Source organism: Blastococcus sp. CT_GayMR19 (assembly GCF_004570385.1).
Classification (GTDB): domain Bacteria; phylum Actinomycetota; class Actinomycetes; order Mycobacteriales; family Geodermatophilaceae; genus Blastococcus_B.
This window is the reverse complement of sequence record NZ_SPQL01000005.1, coordinates 106464-120410: the sequence shown is the minus strand read 5'-3', so window position 1 is coordinate 120410 and position 13947 is coordinate 106464. Positions and strand designations below refer to the sequence as shown.

General features: G+C 72.3%; 13 protein-coding genes. 6 read left to right on the top strand and 7 right to left on the bottom strand.

Going from position 1 to position 13947, the window contains the following annotated elements:
- Window positions 1-91: 91 nt before the first annotated feature.
- Together E4P39_RS09260 and upp are read right to left on the bottom strand one after the other, a co-directional pair.
- Window positions 92-982, bottom strand: coding sequence for a Gfo/Idh/MocA family oxidoreductase (locus E4P39_RS09260; protein ID WP_135136146.1), 891 nt, complete (start codon window positions 980-982; stop codon window positions 92-94).
- Between the two features lie 2 nt (window positions 983-984).
- Complete coding sequence (gene upp, locus E4P39_RS09255) at window positions 985-1608, bottom strand: uracil phosphoribosyltransferase (RefSeq protein WP_135136144.1); 624 nt, start codon at window positions 1606-1608, stop codon at window positions 985-987.
- A 117-nt stretch (window positions 1609-1725) separates the two neighbouring features.
- On the opposite strand from upp, the gene deoC reads away from it, so the two are divergent.
- The 6 genes from deoC to E4P39_RS09225 all read left to right on the top strand — a co-directional run bounded on the left by deoC (window position 1726) and on the right by E4P39_RS09225 (window position 8652).
- Complete coding sequence (gene deoC, locus E4P39_RS09250) at window positions 1726-2721, top strand: deoxyribose-phosphate aldolase (RefSeq protein WP_135136143.1); 996 nt, start codon at window positions 1726-1728, stop codon at window positions 2719-2721.
- 3 nt (window positions 2722-2724) lie between these two features.
- On the top strand, window positions 2725-4173 hold the full coding sequence (locus E4P39_RS09245; RefSeq protein WP_209306447.1) for an aldehyde dehydrogenase family protein: 1449 nt from the start codon (window positions 2725-2727) through the stop codon (window positions 4171-4173).
- A gap of 150 nt (window positions 4174-4323) precedes the next feature.
- A complete protein-coding gene (locus E4P39_RS09240) occupies window positions 4324-5193 on the top strand; it encodes an aldehyde dehydrogenase family protein (protein ID WP_135136141.1) in 870 nt (289 codons plus the stop codon).
- A 103-nt stretch (window positions 5194-5296) separates the two neighbouring features.
- Window positions 5297-6724 (top strand): APC family permease, encoded by a 1428-nt coding sequence (locus tag E4P39_RS09235; RefSeq protein WP_209306446.1) that lies wholly within the window; start codon window positions 5297-5299, stop codon window positions 6722-6724.
- A gap of 1 nt (window position 6725) precedes the next feature.
- Window positions 6726-7181, top strand: coding sequence for a universal stress protein (locus E4P39_RS09230; RefSeq protein WP_135136137.1), 456 nt, complete (start codon window positions 6726-6728; stop codon window positions 7179-7181).
- Window positions 7182-7296: 115 nt separating this feature from the next.
- Window positions 7297-8652 carry a hypothetical protein gene (locus E4P39_RS09225; protein WP_135136135.1) on the top strand — a complete coding sequence of 452 codons (1356 nt, stop codon included), beginning with the start codon at window positions 7297-7299 and terminating at the stop codon, window positions 8650-8652.
- Between the two features lie 76 nt (window positions 8653-8728).
- On the opposite strand, the gene E4P39_RS09220 is transcribed toward E4P39_RS09225, so the two are convergent.
- From E4P39_RS09220 to E4P39_RS09200, 5 genes are all read right to left on the bottom strand, one after another.
- Window positions 8729-10249 carry a DEAD/DEAH box helicase gene (locus E4P39_RS09220; RefSeq protein ID WP_135136133.1) on the bottom strand — a complete coding sequence of 507 codons (1521 nt, stop codon included), beginning with the start codon at window positions 10247-10249 and terminating at the stop codon, window positions 8729-8731.
- A gap of 332 nt (window positions 10250-10581) precedes the next feature.
- Window positions 10582-11658: an adenosine deaminase gene (locus tag E4P39_RS09215; RefSeq protein WP_135136131.1), complete on the bottom strand. Its 1077-nt coding sequence runs from the start codon at window positions 11656-11658 to the stop codon at window positions 10582-10584.
- A 9-nt stretch (window positions 11659-11667) separates the two neighbouring features.
- Window positions 11668-12480: an ABC transporter permease gene (locus E4P39_RS09210; RefSeq protein WP_135136129.1), complete on the bottom strand. Its 813-nt coding sequence runs from the start codon at window positions 12478-12480 to the stop codon at window positions 11668-11670.
- A complete protein-coding gene (locus E4P39_RS09205) occupies window positions 12477-13376 on the bottom strand; it encodes an ABC transporter ATP-binding protein (RefSeq protein WP_245159727.1) in 900 nt (299 codons plus the stop codon). The genes E4P39_RS09210 and E4P39_RS09205 overlap by 4 nt, the downstream gene beginning before the upstream one ends.
- A gap of 209 nt (window positions 13377-13585) precedes the next feature.
- Window positions 13586-13924 (bottom strand): hypothetical protein, encoded by a 339-nt coding sequence (locus E4P39_RS09200; protein ID WP_135136127.1) that lies wholly within the window; start codon window positions 13922-13924, stop codon window positions 13586-13588.
- Window positions 13925-13947 lie beyond the last annotated feature (23 nt).

The window sequence follows — 13947 nt, the reverse complement described above, 5'->3', positions numbered from 1 at the left end:
TTCGCGTTCTCACTCCTGGAGCGTCGTGCGCGCTCCCGGTGGCCTGCAGAACTCCCGGAGCGCGGAAAGCGGTCCGGGAGCAGGCCCGGGGTCAGCTGCCGACGGCTTCGCGACAGCCGGAGGCGAGCGCCCGCTGCGCCGCCGCCAGCACGACCACCACGTCCCGACCGAACGCGACGTCGCACGGATGGGTTCCGCCGGTCAGCGCCGCCGCCGTCAACTCGTCCACGGCGACCCCGAACGACTCGACGGCCGACTGTTCGTCGGGCAGCAGCACCAGCCGGCCGGCGTCCCCGTGCACGAAGAACTCGGTCCCGCCCGACAACGGCGCCACCGTGTGCGACAGCGTCAGCGTCGAGGCGGCACCCGAGGCGTGCGTGAGCACCAGGTGCACGGTGTCGCGCAGTCCGGGGGCCGCCAGCACCGAGACCACCGGACCGAGGGCCGGCACGAGGAGCGACAGCGCGTGCGGCCCCAGGTCCCACAGCGCCCCGCGCTCCTTGCGCCAGGGTGAGTCGTCGAACGGAGTGCCGGCCAGCGACCCGAGCCAGGAGCCGGCCCCGCCGGCCAGGGTCGTCCGGCCGGCCTGGGTCAGCCACGTGGACGTCGCCTGCTGGAACCGGAACGTGAAGAACACGACCGACGCGACGCCGGACGCCCGCACAGCAGCCACGATCCGGTCGGCGGCCGCCACGTCCAGCGCGATGGGCTTCTCCAGGAGCAGGTGCCTCCCGGCCTCGGCCGCGCGCTCGGCCAGCGGCGCCTGCACGTCGGGGGGCAGCGCGATGGCGACGGCGTCGACCTCGGCCAGCAGCGCGTCCACGTCGCCGTACCCGGGGACGTCGAACTCAGCGCCCACGCCCTTGGCCTTGGCGACGTCCCGGCCCCAGATCCCGGCCAGCTCGGCGTCCGGGTGCGCCGCGAGCGCCGCCGCGTGGACCTCCTTCGCCCAGAACCCGGTGCCCAGGACGCCGAAGCGCATGGTCAGACAGCGCCGAACTGGCGGTCGCCCGCGTCACCGAGCCCCGGGACGATGTAGGCCTTGTCGTTGAGCCCCTCGTCGATGCTGGCGGTGAACACTCGGAGCGGCAGGCCGCTCTCCTCCAGCCTCCGGATGCCCTCGGGCGCCGCGAGCGCGCACAGCACGGTGATCGACGTGGCGCCCCGCGCGGTGAGCAGCCCGCAGCAGTGCACGAGCGAGCCGCCGGTGGCCAGCATCGGGTCGAGCACGAACACCTCGCGGTCGACCAGCGTCTCCGGCAGCGAGGCCATGTAGGCCTCCGGCTGGAACGTCTCCTCGTTGCGGGCCAGCCCGACGAACCCCATCTGCGACTCCGGCAGCATCCCGTGCGCGGTGTCTGCCATCCCGAGCCCGGCGCGCAGCACCGGCACGATCAGCGGAGGGGCCGCCAGCCGGTACCCGGTCGTCCCGGTCACGGGCGTGGTGATCGGCTCCTCGGCTACGGTCAGGTCCCGCGTGGCCTCGTAGATTAGCATCTGGGTGAGCTCACGGAGGGCGGCCCGGAACATGGCGTTGTCCGTCCGCTCGTCCCGCATGCGCGAGAGGCGGGCGCGGGCCAACGGGTGATCGACGACGGTGAGCTGCACGCGCGACACCGTAGCGGCCCGCCGGACGCGGCATCGAGCATGCGTCGCCGCGCACCGTTCCACTCCGGGCGGGTGAGCGCTGCTCACCCGCCGCATCGGGCAGGGGAGAATGGCCGCATGACCCACGTGCTCGACCCCGACGCGCTGTCGGACGACGCCCGGCTGACGGCGCCGCCGCTGCCGCCGTTCAGCGACATCACGCGCTCCGACGCGTCCCTCCGAGCGTTCCTCCACGGGCTGCCCGGCGTCGACCAGGTCGGCGCCGAGGCGCGGGTCGCGGTCCTCGGCACCCGGTCGATCAAGACCACCGCCAAGGCCTGGGCGATCGATACCGCCATCTCGATGGTCGACCTGACCACGCTCGAGGGGTCGGACACTCCCGGCAAGGTGCGCTCCCTGGCCGCCAAGGCGAAGCGGCCCGACCCGGGCGACCCGACCTGCCCGCCCGTCGCGGCCGTCTGCGTCTACGGCGACCTCGCCGGTGTCGCCCGCGAGGCGCTGGCCGGCACCGGCCTGCACGTCGCCGCCGTCGCCACCGCCTTCCCCAGCGGCCGGGCCAGCCGCGAGGTCAAGATCGCCGACGTGAAGGACGCCGTCGCGAACGGCGCCGACGAGATCGACATGGTCATCGACCGGGGGGCGTTCCTCACCGGCCGCTACCTCGACGTCTACGACGAGATCGTGGCCGTCAAGGAGGCCTGCGGATCGGCTCACCTCAAGGTCATCCTCGAGACCGGCGAACTGGTCACCCTGGACAACGTCCGCCGCGCCTCATGGCTGGCGATGCTCGCCGGCGGCGACTTCATCAAGACGTCCACCGGCAAGATCTCCCCCGCCGCGACCCTGCCGGTCTGCCTCGTCATGCTCGAGGCGGTCCGCGACTTCCGGGCAGCGACCGGCCGGCAGGTCGGCGTCAAGCCCGCCGGCGGCATCCGGACGACGAAGGACGCGATGAAGCACCTGGTCCTCGTCAACGAGACCGCCGGGCCCGACTGGCTCTCCCCCGACTGGTTCCGCCTCGGTGCCTCCAGCCTCCTGAACGACCTCCTGCTGCAGCGGCAGAAGCTCCGCACCGGCCACTACTCCGGTCCCGACTACGTCACGGTGGACTGACCCATGACCAGCCTGTTCGAGTACGCGCCGGCGCCCGAGTCGCGGTCGATCGTCGACATCAGGCCGTCCTACGGCCTGTTCATCGACGGCGTGTTCGTCGACGGCACCGGCGAGCCGTTCAAGACGGTCAACCCGGCCACCGAGGAGGTGCTCACCGAGGTCTCCAGCGGCAGCGCGGCCGACGTCGACCGCGCCGTCGCGGCCGCCCGCCGGGCCTTCACCCGCACCTGGGGCCCGATGCGCCCGGCCGACCGCGGGAAGTACCTGTTCCGCATCGCCCGGCTGCTGCAGGAGCGCGCCCGCGAGTTCGCCGTCCTCGAGTCGCTGGACAACGGCAAGCCGATCCGCGAGTCACGGGACGTCGACATCCCCCTGGCGGCGGCGCACTTCTTCTACCACGCGGGCTGGGCCGACAAGCTCGACTTCGCGGGCCTCGGCCCGGGACCGCGCCCGCTCGGCGTGGCGGGTCAGGTCATCCCCTGGAACTTCCCGATGCTGATGCTCGCGTGGAAGATCGCGCCCGCGCTGGCCACCGGCAACACCGTCGTCCTCAAGCCGGCCGAGACCACGCCGCTGACCGCGCTGCTGTTCGCCGAGATCTGCCAGCAGGCCGACCTGCCGCCCGGCGTCGTCAACATCGTCACCGGCGCCGGCGAGACCGGCCGGGCCGTCGTCGAGCACGGCGACGTCGACAAGGTGGCGTTCACCGGCTCCACCGAGGTGGGCAAGTCGATCGCCCGCGCGGTCGCCGGCACTCGCAAGTCGCTCACCCTCGAGCTCGGCGGCAAGGCCGCCAACATCGTCTTCGACGACGCCGCGATCGACCAGGCCGTCGAGGGCATCGTGCAGGGCATCTTCTTCAACCAGGGGCACGTCTGCTGCGCCGGCTCCCGGCTGCTCGTGCAGGAGAACGTGCACGACGAGGTCATCGCGAGCCTGCAGCGGCGGATCAGCACGCTGCGCGTCGGCGACCCGCTGGACAAGAACACCGACCTCGGCGCGATCAACTCTCACCTGCAACTGGCGCGCATCCGGGAGCTGGTAGACATCGGGGACGCCGAGGGCGCCCAGCGCTGGCAGCCGGACTGCGTGCTGCCCGAGAAGGGCTTCTGGTTCAAGCCGACCGTGTTCACCCAGGTCTCCCCCGCCCACCGCATCGCCCGCGACGAGGTGTTCGGGCCCGTCCTGTCGGTCATGACCTTCCGTACTCCCGACGAGGCCGTGGCCAAGGCGAACAACACCACCTACGGGCTCTCGGCCGGCATCTGGACGGAGAAGGGCTCGCGGATCCTCAAGATCGCGAACCAGCTCCGCGCCGGCGTCGTGTGGGCCAACACGTTCAACAAGTTCGACCCGACGTCGCCCTTCGGCGGCTACAAGCAGTCCGGGTACGGCCGCGAGGGCGGCCGCCACGGGCTGACGGGTTATCTGAAGGGAGCTGACAGGTCGTGAGCATCGCAGCCAGCGCCAGCGAGCGAGGAGCGGAGCGGCCGCGGAAGCGACCCATCAAGAGAGGCGCTGTGCAGTGAGCGAGCTTGCGAGCGAACCAATGAGCACAGCAGCCCTGCGAACGCAGCCGACGAGCGCTAGCGAGGAGGACAAGTGAGCTCGGACCGCCTCGCCGTCCGCAAGACCTACAAGCTCTACGTCAACGGGGCGTTCCCGCGCTCGGAGTCCGGACGCACCTACGAGGTCACCGATCCCCGCGGTCACTTCCTGGCCAACGCCGCCTGGGCCTCGCGCAAGGACGCCCGGGACGCCGTGGTCGCCGCCCGAGGCGCCTTCGGGAAGTGGTCGGGCATGACCGCCTACAACCGCGGCCAGGTGCTGTACCGCGTGGCCGAGGTGATGGAGGGCCGGCACGCCCAGTTCTGCGACGAGGTGGCCACCGGCGAGGGGCTCTCGGGCTCGAAGGCCCGCGCGGCCGTCGACGCCGCCATCGACCGGTGGGTCTGGTACGCCGGGTGGACCGACAAGCTGGCCGCCGTCCTCGGCGGGGCCAACCCGGTTGCCGGCCCGTACTTCGACTTCTCGATGCCGGAGCCGACCGGTGTCGTCGCCGTCCTCGCGCCGCAGGAGTCGTCGCTGCTCGGGCTGGTCAGCGTGCTGGCCCCCGTCCTGGCGACCGGCAACACCGGCGTCGTCGTGACGTCGAAGGATCGCCCGCTGCCCGCGGTGACCCTCGGCGAGGTGCTCGCGACCAGCGACGTCCCCGGCGGGGTGGTCAACCTGCTCACCGGCGACGCCGCGGAGCTGGGCACCTGGCTGGCCGAGCACGCCGACGTCGACGCCATCGACCTGACCGGTGCGCCCGCCGGACGGGCGATGGAGTTCGAGCGGGAGGCCGCCGGCACGGTCAAGCGCGTCGTCCGCCCACCGGCGACGGAGCCGGACTGGACGGCCGACCCCGGCCTGTCCCGGATGACCCCGTTCCTCGAGACGAAGACGGTCTGGCACCCGATGGGCGTCTGAGGACAAGCGGAGCGCTGAAGTACCGGTTTCGCCGGGCGGCAGCTCGTGGATGACGGCAGGATCGGCCGTCACTACGTTGCGCTCGACGGGAAACGAGGTCCTCGTGGATGAAGCCGTCACCACCACAGTCGACGACGAGGAAGGCGGCCTCCGGCGGTCCATCACCGGGAAGCAGCTGTTCTTCTACACGCTCGGGGACGTCCTCGGTTCCGGGATCTATGTCCTGATCGGCCTGGTCGCAGCAGCCGTCGGCGGAGCGTTCTGGATCGCCTTCGCCCTCGGCGTCACCGTCGCGGCCATCACCGGGGCGGCCTACGCCGAGCTGGTGACCAAGTACCCGCAGGCCGCCGGAGCCTCGCTGTACGTCAACAAGGCGTTCGGCAACATGGCGCTGACCTTCCTGACCACCGTGTCGTTCCTGGCGGCCAGCTTCGCGGCGACCGGCTCGCTGGCCACGGGGTTCGCGTCCTACTTCGCCACGCTCTGGGAGGGCCCGCCGGCACTGCTGGTGTCGCTGGTCTTCCTCCTCGCCCTGGTGGTCGTCAACTTCATCGGCATCACCGAGTCGGTGGTGATGAACATGCTGATGACCTTCGTCGAGGTCGCCGGCCTGCTCATCGTGATGGTCATCGGCATCTGGTACATCGCCCAGGGCAACGCCGACTTCGGCGTTCTCACCGACATCAGCGTGTCGGGCAACCCGGCTCTCGCGGTCCTCGCCGGGATCGCCTTCTCGTTCTTCGCGATGACCGGCTTCGAGAACACCGCCAACGTCGCGGAGGAGACGATCGACCCGCACCGCGCCTTCCCGCGGTCCCTGGTCGGCGGCATGATCGTCGCGGGCGTGGTCTACGTCCTGGTCTCCATCGCCGCCGCGCTGACCGTGCCCGTCGACCAGCTCGCGGGCTCCGACGCCGCCCTGCTCGAGGTCGTCAAGCAGGGCATCCTGCCCTTCTCGACCGAGTTCATGACCACGCTCTTCTCGATCATCGCGCTCGTCGCGATCACCAACACCACCCTGGTCACCGTCGTCACCCAGCCGCGGATCCTCTACGGGATGGCCAAGGAGGACGTCGTGCCGGGCGTCTTCGCCAAGATCCACGCCACCCGGCGCAGCCCGTGGGTCGGGCTCCTCTTCAGCGCAGCGGTGGTCGCGGCCCTGCTCATCACCGGCAACTTCGTGCAAGCCGGCGGCGGCATCGACCTGGTCAACACGCTCGCCCTGGTCACCGTCGTCTTCCTCCTGGCCATCTACGCCCTCGTGATCGTCACGTGTCTCAAACTGCGTGGGCGGGACGAGGACGAACGCACGTTCCGGGCCAACACGCCCCTGCTCATCGTCGGGCTGCTCGGCAACCTGGCCATCCTCGGGTTCTCCATCTACGACGACCCCAGCTCGCTGATCTGGTGCGCCGGCCTTCTCGCCGTCGGCGTGGTGCTGTTCCTGATCGAGAACGCCTTCGGCTCCCGGAACCGCCCCGCGGGCGCCGGTCGGGGCGATCCCGAGGCCGCCGACCGGAAGGACGCCTGAGATGCACGTCATCGTCGCCACCGACGGGTCGCCGCAGTCCCTGGCCGCGGCGCGCCACCTGACGTCCTTCGCGGACCCGCAGAAGATCACCACCATCTCGGTGGTCGTCGTGATCCGGCCGCTGGCCTCGGTCGCCTTCGCCGACGAGATCTCCGAGGCCGAACCGTCCGGCCCCGGCGAGGGGGCGGGCAGCTTCCGGGACGCGGCGCAGGGTGCCGTCGACGCGGTGGCCGCCGTCTTCGACGACTGGGGGCCGAGGATCGACAAGCAGATCCGCAGCGGGTCGCCCGCCGCGGAGATCATCAAGCTCGCGAAGCAGTACGACGCCGGTCTGGTCGTGGTGGCAGCCGGAGGTCGCGGGATCAGCGATGCGATCCTCCCCGGCAGCACCGCCCAGCGGGTCCAGCACTACGCGCCGTGCCCGGTTCTCGTCGTCCGCCCCGCACCCAGGCCGTAGAGACCACCCAGCCGAAGGCCCGATCCAGCGCCGAACGGTCCGGCACCCGATGGGCGTCCTATCGCCGGCCGTAACCCCGAGGCGGGCCTCCAGGGTGACCTGGCAGGGTGTCACCGTGGCCAGGCCCAGCATCGTCCCGATCGCACTCACCCTCGATGACCGCACCGGCTACACGCTGTGGGCTCCGCCATGGGAGGAGGACGGGGAGGAGTGGCAGGCGTTCCTCGGCACCACCGAGGACGACGTCGCGAAGGTCCACCTCTTCCCCAGCCCGGCGGCCCTGGCGGACTACTGCCGGACCAGCACCGACCACGACCTCGCCGATCATCCGGTCTGGCCGATCGTCGTCGGGCTCGGTGCGGCCGACCTGACACCGGACGACGACCACCGCTACGACCTCGACGGCGTCTACGACATCGCCGCGGAGAACCCCGACCGCTGGGCGGTCGAGGAACTGGCCGCCACCGTCGACATCGTCACCCGGCTGGCCGAGTGCCTCGACACCGGCGGCGATGCCGACGACGAGCTGGACGACGCCGAGACCGAGGGCCAGTTCGAGGCGGTCGCCGAGCTCGCCGCGAAGCCCGAGATCGGCTCCCTCGGGCTCGGGGTGGACGCGTTCGTCGGGCGGTCCGGCGAGGACGCCTGGGTCGGTGTCGGCGGCATCCTCGACGACCTCTGGGAGGACGTCGTCGAGGAGCTCTCCGAGCACCTGGACTGGACCGGTGCCGGCTCGGCGACCCTGGAGGACTACCCGCCGGCCTCGGAGGCCGAGGACGCGGACCGCGACGAGCTCCCGGAGGACGCGGTCCTCGTGGACGACGACGCACCGGGCGGCGCCGCAGCGGCAGCCGGCCCCGGTGTCCGCACGATCGCCCGGGGCGGCCGGATCAACGCGTCCCCGGCCGAGGTCGCCGCCGCCGCCGACTTCTGGGAGTCGGTCGGCATCCTGCCGGTCGAGGTCGTGGTCCCCGAGGGGGCCGGCCTCACGCTGCGCTGCTACGTCGAGGACGTCGCCCGCTTCCTGGGCCGCGACGGTGACGTCTACCTGTTCGCGACGCCGGACGAGCTCGCGCGGTTCTGCGCGGGGAACGAGAACCACGACCTGAGCGAGATCGCCACCTGGCCCGAGGTCGCCGAGACGAACCTCCCTCCCCTGCCCTCGGAGCAGGACCGCTACGACCTGTCGGAGCTGTCCGAGGTGCTGAAGGAGGTGGCCGACGGCGCGGCCGGCCTGGTCGACCACCGCGCGTTCGCCCAGCCCGTCGAGGGTGCGCGCGACCTGGCCGAGCACGCGGGCCTGGCGCGGGTGGACGAGCTGCTGTCACCGACGTCCCCCCTCGGGCGCGCGGTGGCGCGGGGCGAGAGCGAGCCGCACGCCGTCCTCCGTGCCGAGGACGCCGCCGAACTGCGCCCGCTGTGGGACGAGGTCGTCACGCTGGTCAGCGGCAAGCTGGTCTTCCGCGACTGACGCGACCCGCTTTCTGTACCGAAAGCGGGCCCACCCCCCACCGCCGTTCTCGGTACAGAGAGCGGGACGACGACGCCTAGCTGGAGTAGCGGGCCGGCCGGCTGGGCCGCCCACCGGAACGGGGCCCGCGGTCCCCGTAGGAACGCTCGCCCGAGGACGACCGCTCGCCGTAGGACGAGCGCTCACCCGACGGCCGCTCGCCGGCCGGCCGGGGCCGGTCGCCGAACGAGCGACGCGGGCCGCCACGGCTGCCGCCGGGACGGTCGCCATCGCGGCGCGGACGGCTGCTGGGGCCACCCGGACCGCGGCGGTTGTCGCGCTGGGTGCGCTCCTTGGGCTCGACCGCGACGCCGGTGGCGACGAGGTCGGTGATCGGGGAGTCGCCCGGACGGATTCGGACGACATCCGGGTCGACCTTGGCCGTGCGGAAGCGGCGCTTGGACTGCCCCACCTGGTCGGGCAGCAGCAGCGAGACGACGACACCGGCGGCACCCGCGCGGGCGGTACGGCCCGAACGGTGCAGGTAGGTCTTGGCGTCCGTCGGCGGGTCGTAGTGCAGGACCAGCGAGACGTCGTCCACGTGGATGCCGCGCGCGGCGACGTCCGTGGCGACCAGGACCGGCGAGCGGGCGTCGGTGAACTCCTCCAGCGCCCGCTTGCGGGCGGCCTGGGGCAGTCCGCCGTGGATCGCCTCGGCCTTGATGCCGGCGGCCTTCAGGTTCTCGGCCAGCCGGTCCACACCCAGCTGGGTGCGCGCGAAGATGATCGTGCGGCCGGGGCGGCCGGCGAGGTCGGTGGCCACCTGCAGCTTGTCGCGGAAGGCGAGGCTGAAGGCCAGGTGCTCGGCCGGCGGGGCCTCGCCGCCGGGGCGGACGACCTCGTGCCGGGCCGGGTCCTTGAGGTACCGGCGGACGAGCGAGTCGACCTCGCCGTCCAGGGTGGCCGAGAACAGCAGCCGCTGGGCGTTGCGGTCGGTCTGGTCGAGCAGCTCCTTGACGACCGGCAGGAAGCCCAGGTCGGCCATGAAGTCGGCCTCGTCCAGGACGGTGACCACCACCTCGGTGAGGCTGGCCTCGCCCTGGCTGATCAGGTCCTGCAGCCGCCCGGGGGTCGCGATGATGACGTCGACGCCACGGCGCAGCTGCTGGATCTGGCGGTACATGGGGGCGCCGCCGTAGACGGTGGCGAGCTGGACGCCGATGGACTGGCCGAGGGGGGCCAGGGCGTCGTGCACCTGCTGGGCGAGCTCCCGGGTCGGCACGAGGACCAGCCCGCGGGGGGTCCGGCGGCCCTGCTGGGCGTCGGCGCCGATGCGGGCGAGCAGCGGCAGACCGAAGGCCAGGGTCTTGCCCGAGCCCGTGGCGGCCTTGCCGAGCACGTCACGGCCCGCGAGGGCGTCCGGCAGGGCGGAGGTCTGGATGGCGAACGGGCGGTGGATGCCGCGCCGCTCGAGGGCGGTCACCAGCGGCTGGGGCAGGCCCAGCTGGCCGAAGGTCGGGCCGGTCGGCTCGGCCGGGGCCTGGGTGACGGTGTTGCTCTCTTCAGGGGTGGTGACGACGTCGTTCGACTCGAACGAGACAGGGTGGACCACAGTCATGCGGGGTGGGGCTCCGTTACAGCTCGGAGCGCGGCCCGTGGAAAGGGAGGGTCGCGGCTGTGCGCCGGCGTCCTCACTGGCGATCGTCTGCGCCCAGGGATGGAACGCGGGATCTGCACGGATGCGCTCATGCCCAGACGTTCCGTCCGGGAGGATGACCGGCCGTTGTGCCGGTACGCCTAGGTTAGCAGCGAAGATCGCTTCCCGATTCCCGCGGGCGGGGTGGGCGTGATCACCCCCGCGGGGTCGGGGTCGCACGATCGACGCCCGCCGAGCGCCCTCTCCGGCCCGCGGACGGGGCGCCCAGCGGGCGCTGATCGTGGTCTCCCGGTTCAGCCGCGCAGCGTCGCGAACCCCGGACGGACGACGCCGTCGAGCAACCGGCTCTTCTCCTCCTCGGGGACGAACGCACCCGCCAGTGCCCGCTCGGTGACGGTCTGGACGTCGTCCCAGGACCAGCCGAACGTGGTGGCGACGGCGGCGATCTCGCTGCTGACCGACACCCCGCTCATCAGGCGGTTGTCGGTGTTGAGGGTGACGGCGAAGCCGAGCCGGTGCAGCCGGTCGACCGGGTGCTGCGCCAGCGACGGGTAGGCCCCGGTCTGGACGTTCGACGACGGCGCGATCTCCAGCGTCACCTGCTCGTCGCGCACCCGCTGCGCCAGCGGACCGAGGGTGCCGTCGGCGGCGACCTCGTCGGCGATGCGCACCCCGTGGCCCAGCCGCTCCGCGTGCGCGCCGTCCAGGGCCGCCCGGATGCTCTCGACCCCGTCGGCCTCACCGGCGTGGATGGTGCGGTGCGCGCGGGCCCCGACGAGCATGCCGATGGCCGGGGGGATGCGGTCGGGCGGGAAGCCGATCTCGGGCCCGGCGAGGTCGAAGCCGACGACGCCGTGGTCCCGGTAGCGCACCACCAGCCCGGCGATCTCCTCCCACCGGTCGGCCTGGCGCATGGCGCAGAGCAGGGCCCCCACCCGGATCGGGGTACCGGCCCCGGCCGCCTCCCGGCTGCCGACCTCGAATCCGTCGACCATCGCCTCGACGACGTCCTCGACGGCCAGGCCCTGCGCGGTGGACAGCTCGGGGGCGAAGCGCACCTCGGCGTAGACGACCCCGTCGGCGGCCAGGTCGAGGGCGCACTCCTGCGCCACCCGGTGGATCGCCTCGGGCCGCTGCATCACGCCGACGGTGTGCGCGAACGTCTCCAGGTACTTCTCCAGCGACCCCGAGTCCGCCGCCTGCCGGAACCAGGTCGCCAGGCTCTCCGCGTCGCCGGCCGGCAGTTCCCGGTAGCCGGCCTCGTCGGCGAGCTCGAGCACCGTCTGGGGACGCAGGCCGCCGTCCAGGTGGTCGTGCAGCAGCACCTTCGGGGCGCGCGCGAGGGTCGGAGCGGTGAGCGGGGAAGGCACGACGCGAAGCTACTTGGTGGACCGGTCCTGCCAGCGGAAGGTCGCCACGCAGAGCAGCAGACCCGCGATGCACCACAGCACCAGGACCAGCGCGATCCGCCCGTGCTCCCAGCTGCCGGCCGGCTCGGCCGCCGCCATGAAGTCGGGCAGGAAGACCGACCGCAGTCCCTGCGCCATCCACTTGAGCGGGAAGAACGCGGCGACCGTCTGCATCCAGCTCGGGATCTCGCTGAACTGGAAGAAGACGCCCGAGATGAACTGCAGCAGCAGCGCGAACGGGGTGACCGTGGCCGAGGCCGACCGGCCGTTCTTGGCCAGGCTCGAGATCGCGATCCCGAGCAGCGTGCACGACGCCGACCCGAGGAACGTCACCCACGCGAAGGTCAGCCAGTCCGAGCCCGCGGGCAGGTCGATGCCGTAGAACACCACGCCGATCAGCAGCAGGATCACGATGATCGCCACGGTGACGGCGAGGACCTGGACGACCTTGCCGACGAAGTAGGCGCTGCGCGGCATGGGTGTGCCCGCGAGGCTCTTCAGCGTGCCGTCGGAGCGCTCGGTGGCGATGCTGATCGCCATGTTCTGCAGGCTGGCGCCGAGGATGCCGGCCGCGATGATCCCGGCCATGAAGTACTGGGTGAAGCTCACCCCGTTGCCGAGGTCGAAGTTCAGCACCGCGCCGAAGACGACCAGCAGCAGCACCGGCAGCATCAGCGTGAAGACGACCGCCTCGCGCTGGCGGAAGAACTCCTTGAGCTCCACCACCGCACGCGAGCGGAACACCCGCGCCACCGAGGGCAGCGGCACGTCGGGAGCGGTCACCGGCCTTCCCCGATCATCCGCAGGTACACGTCCTCGAGGGTCGGGCGGGCGACGGCCAGGTCCGGCACCTCGCCGGGGAACCGCGCAGCCAGCTCCCGGACGAACGCCGTCGGCGTCGCCGTCTCGGCGGTGCGCCGGACGCCGTCCTCGGTCCAGGTGATCAGCGCCGGCGCCGTCTCGCGGCCGCCGAGCAGCGAGGGGACGGCGACCTCGACCAGCCGGCCGCGGCTGATGACCCCGACCCGGTCGGCGAGCGCCTCCGCCTCGTCCAGGTAGTGGGTGGTGAGCAGCATCGTGGTGCCCAGCTCCCGGAGGGAGCGGATCAGCGACCAGAACTGCCGGCGCGCCTCCGGGTCGAAGCCGGTGGTCGGCTCGTCGAGGAAGAGCAGCGTGGGCCGGCCGACGATGCCCAGCGCCACGTCGAGCCGCCGCCGCTGCCCGCCGGACAGGGCCTGCCCGCGCACCCGCGCCTTCTCGGTCAGCCCGACGAGCTCGAGGACCTCGTCGGGGTTCCGCGGGTCGGGATAGAGGTCGGCCCGGGAGGCGACCGTCTCGCGGACGGTCAGCTGGCTCTCGCCGGAGTTCGACTGCAGCACGATGCCCAGGTGGGCCTTCCAGCGCCGCCCGCCCTGCGCGGGGTCCTCCCCCAGCACCCGGACGTCGCCGGTGTCCCGGGCGCGGTAGCCCTCGCAGATCTCCACCGTGGTCGTCTTGCCGGCGCCGTTGGGGCCGAGCAGCGCGAAGATCTCGCCGCGGTGGATGTCGAGGTCGAGATCGTCGACGGCGACGAACTCGCCGTAGCGCTTGCCGAGCCCGCGGATGGAGATCGCCGCGGCCGGATCGAGGGGGTCACCGGGATGCGGCCGGGGGCGCACGGCTGCCGACGAACGGGTCACGAGGGAACAGTCTCCCCCCTGCGGGCCGCGCGGCCGACGACTACCCCACGTGACGTTCCCGACGACCGTGGAGCAGTCGCGCGGAGACGCGGGCGGCCAACGGATCGGCACTCCGGCTGGAGACGTCGTTCCGGGGGGAGGACGCCGGCGTCTCGCGGCTGCCCTCGCTCCAGGACCCCATGAGGTGGGGGCCGCCCGCCCCGGCCGGACTACTCAGGGAGATCGATGGGCGTGTTCAGCCAGAAGGGCCACAGGTCGCCCGGTGTGGCGCCCACCGGGCCGCCGACCGTCGCCATCACGCTGGGGACGTCCGTCGTCCACACGATGTACGGGGCGCCGTTGTCGGCGGCCACCCAGCACGCCAGCTGGCCCGCGGGTTCCTGTCGCTCGTCGTGGTAGTCGCTCCGGTCGGGCCCGTCAGGACACACCTGCTGCGTGGGGGTGACGGCGGCGGGCACATTCTGCTGGAACGCCAGCCGAACCGCCTCGACGTCGTCGTACAGGAAGAAGTTGACGGAGGCATCCACCGCGATCGTGCCAGGGGTCACGGCACACACCACGCCTACCAACG

Excerpts from the sequence above, each read along its gene's own strand:
- E4P39_RS09260 (WP_135136146.1), bottom strand. The coding sequence starts at position 982 with ATGCGCTTCGGCGTCCTGGGCACCGGGTTCTGGGCGAAGGAGGTCCAC.
- deoC (WP_135136143.1), top strand. The coding sequence starts at position 1,726 with ATGACCCACGTGCTCGACCCCGACGCGCTGTCGGACGACGCCCGGCTG.
- E4P39_RS09245 (WP_209306447.1), top strand. The coding sequence starts at position 2,725 with ATGACCAGCCTGTTCGAGTACGCGCCGGCGCCCGAGTCGCGGTCGATC.
- E4P39_RS09230 (WP_135136137.1), top strand. The coding sequence starts at position 6,726 with ATGCACGTCATCGTCGCCACCGACGGGTCGCCGCAGTCCCTGGCCGCG.
- E4P39_RS09220 (WP_135136133.1), bottom strand. The coding sequence starts at position 10,249 with ATGACTGTGGTCCACCCTGTCTCGTTCGAGTCGAACGACGTCGTCACC.